Annotated in this window: 3 protein-coding genes; 2 read left to right on the top strand and 1 reads right to left on the bottom strand. The window is 35.7% G+C overall.

The window, feature by feature from the left end; translation table 11 throughout:
- Window positions 1-532 precede the first annotated feature (532 nt).
- Window positions 533-817 (bottom strand): transposase, encoded by a 285-nt coding sequence (locus F6K06_RS33295; protein WP_205127362.1) that lies wholly within the window; start codon window positions 815-817, stop codon window positions 533-535.
- A gap of 201 nt (window positions 818-1,018) precedes the next feature.
- Here F6K06_RS33295 and F6K06_RS33300 point away from each other — a divergent pair, with 201 nt between their 5' ends.
- Complete coding sequence (locus tag F6K06_RS33300; RefSeq protein ID WP_124144941.1) at window positions 1,019-1,855, top strand: cell division protein FtsQ/DivIB; 837 nt, start codon at window positions 1,019-1,021, stop codon at window positions 1,853-1,855.
- A gap of 331 nt (window positions 1,856-2,186) precedes the next feature.
- The gene (locus F6K06_RS33305; protein WP_124154438.1) at window positions 2,187-2,471 is read left to right on the top strand and encodes a helix-turn-helix domain-containing protein; all 285 of its coding nucleotides are present in this window, start codon (window positions 2,187-2,189) and stop codon (window positions 2,469-2,471) included.
- The last annotated feature ends 586 nt before the right edge of the window (window positions 2,472-3,057 follow it).

The following is a 3,057-nucleotide window of genomic DNA, read 5'->3' on the forward strand; positions in this document are numbered from 1 at the left end:
GAGTTAGAAGAAATTCTGTTTGAGCGTTGTCAAGTTCTTTTAACACAGCAATTTGCAATCAAGGCTATAACCCAGTACCATTGGTGGCCGAAAATTCAGGTTTAATTACTCCGATGCTACCGGATTTGATATTAAACCGAATCTTGGTCATAATTGCTGGATAAATTTTCTTTAACTCCTGTGCTATTTTTTCGTATGGGATATCCATTGTCAAGTAAGATAGTAATTTTAGTATGGGTTAACAGGTTTGGACTTAAAGTAATCAATGTTATCTGACAACATTTCTATTAATCCCTGATCGTCAGATACATTGGCTTTGGTGCAATAAGTAAAAAAAGGAAAACCGAGACTATCAACTGCGTTCCGGTCTTTTAATTCCGTTGGTAGCCTTGTAAAAACAGAATCCCTTGGACTTGATACTAGCATTACAGGTATTTTTTACAGATAAGTGAATCAATGATGATTAAAGTTGTCCATCTGGCTTTTTTTTTACCTGTTGACGTACAACACAGATGCAATACATCTCTAATCTTCAAGGGTAACCCCTGATGCTCGCCACTGCTTGTAGTGCCAAAATACAGTTGAATAGGGTGGTAAATATGCAGGGTAGATCACACCAGTTACAACCATTCTTTAATTGATATAAGATACCATCTAAGATTTCTCTGTTGCTCCATTTTGTAGGATAAGTTTTCTTCTTTTTTGGTAATAATGGTTCAATCAGAACCCATTCAAAGTCTGTTAAACTGCTTGAATACCGCATTTTCTCATGCGGCGTTGGCGTTGGCGGAGCAAGTGCGGCAGCTATATCGCTCATTAGTATAATCTTTTTAGGAAAAGATACGGTTAGGGATTCTATAAATTATCAATCATCGGCGACCATTTAACTTTTACCTGCTTGCTGAAAATCTCAAATATCTCACAACTAAAATAATATTTGTATAAGTGATTAAATCAAAATGATAATTGTGTAGGGTAGCATTAAAAATATTAACTAATTAGTGAGTAAATAAATATAATGGCTAATGGTATTGCATCGGTTTCTCGATCAGATTTGTCAAGTCGGCGACAAACATTGCTGCGTCAAAGACGATTAAGATTAGTAGTTATAATATGGCAAATACTAGCAGTTGGTGGTTTAGCAGGAACTTTGCTCTGGGCAATTACTCAGCCCATTTGGCTCATAACTAAACAGGAACAGTTAAGTGTAGAAGGTAATCAATTACTTTCAGACCGAGCAATATTATCTCTAATTCCTTTAGAGTATCCTCAGTCTCTTTGGAAAATTAAACCACAGGTACTAGCTAAAAATTTAGAGTCCCACGGCCCAATTGCCCGGGCAAAAATTAGTCGGCAGTTATTTCCTCTCAGTTTAAAGATTGAGATTACAGAGAGACGTCCTGTGGCAATTACTCAACTGAAGAGTAAAGTAGGTGCTGGTAACTCACAAAAAATGGGGTGGTTAGATGCCGAAGGGAATTGGATCCCCCTAGAAAGTTTTTCTGCTCTAGAAAGAACTCAATCTTTACCTACTCTAAAAGTAATTGGTTTTACTGAACAGTATCGTAAATATTGGCATCTGCTATACCAAAGCCTAAGTCTTAGCCCTGTTAAAGTGTTCGAGATTAATTGGCAAGATCCAGGAAACTTAATTCTAACGACTGAACTGGGAATAGTTCATCTAGGACAGTACAGTTCTCGATTTAGCGAACAATTAAATGTTCTAGACCAAATGCGAGAATTACCAAATAAAATTGATGCTCGCCGAATTGCCTATATCGATCTGAAAAATCCAGAATATCCTTTAATCCAATTACCAAATAAATCTAGAGGAATTAAAATTCAGTCGAATTAAATCGACAATAATTTCAAAGTATATTAAAATATTCCCTTTGGTTTTAGAAAAAATCCAAAGTAAATTTAATTATATGTCCTTCCAATTTTTAAAGTTGCAAATTGAAATCTCCAAAAAAAAACAGAAAAATTAGAGACGTTCAATCATTAGCTAAGTTCCCAATAGAGAAAAACTAATAAATATTCTGAGTTTGTTGGGTTATAATCCAAAAAGATTCGGCAAGAAGTCCTCCGTTATAATCTCCGATTTAACGGGAAGGGAATTGCCTGTGGTAAATTAAACAGGTGTCGATTGATGTTCAAATATAGCAATAAAGAGTAGTATAAAAATTATGATAATTACTCATTGCTACAAAATTAAGCCCACTTGTGAACAGTCAGCCAAAATTGATTATTGGCTAAAACTTTTACGAAGGCATTGGAATTACGCCCTAGGTCAAAGACTAGACTGGTTGCATAGAACCAAATGTCAAACTGACCGTTGCTCAATAGTTTCATGTCCTATTGCTGAGATTCCCAGTAGACCAGATTATTATTTTCAGCAATCAGCACTTAAACAGACAAACAAGCTATTTCCTGACTACAAAGAAATCTCCATACGAAGTCCAGCAAATTAATTTGCAAAGACTAGATCAAGCTTGGAAGCGTTGGTTAATACCTGATAAAACTGGTAAACATGGAGGACGACCAAGATTTAAAAAATCAGGTAAATTAAGGTCATTTTGTTTCAGTAGAGTTAATCATCCGCTTATCAGTAATTAAATTTGATGGTAAGCAAATAATTACTACGAGGTTTTGTGCTATTCCTGTGATAGTTCATAGACCTATACCAGATGGGTTTGTGATTAAAACTGCAACTATAACCAAAAAAGCGAGTGCTAATTGGTGGGGTTTCCCCAGAATGTAAGACGCACTCAAGAAGCTGATAGTTATTATATAAGTTTAAGCTGAGAAGAGCACCCTCCCCTAACCCCTCCAGGGAGGGGAACTGAAGGGGTGGGTTTAATTCCTACAGATAATATTAAGACTGCTGTAGGTATTGATTTAGGCTGAAAAGAATTTTTTACTACTAATACTGGTGAGACTATTTCTGTGCCGAATTTTTATAGAAAATCTCAATCTAATTTAGCCAGAAAGCATAGAATTGTATCTAGAAAAGAAATGGGGTCAAATAACTGGAAAAAGGCGCAGAATAGAATAGCT

Source organism: Okeania sp. SIO1H4 (assembly GCF_010672695.1).
Taxonomy (GTDB): Bacteria; Cyanobacteriota; Cyanobacteriia; order Cyanobacteriales; family Microcoleaceae; genus Okeania; species Okeania hirsuta.

Excerpts from the sequence above, each read along its gene's own strand:
- F6K06_RS33300 (WP_124144941.1), top strand. The coding sequence starts at position 1,019 with ATGGCTAATGGTATTGCATCGGTTTCTCGATCAGATTTGTCAAGTCGG.
- F6K06_RS33295 (WP_205127362.1), bottom strand. The coding sequence starts at position 817 with ATGAGCGATATAGCTGCCGCACTTGCTCCGCCAACGCCAACGCCGCAT.
- F6K06_RS33305 (WP_124154438.1), top strand. The coding sequence starts at position 2,187 with ATGATAATTACTCATTGCTACAAAATTAAGCCCACTTGTGAACAGTCA.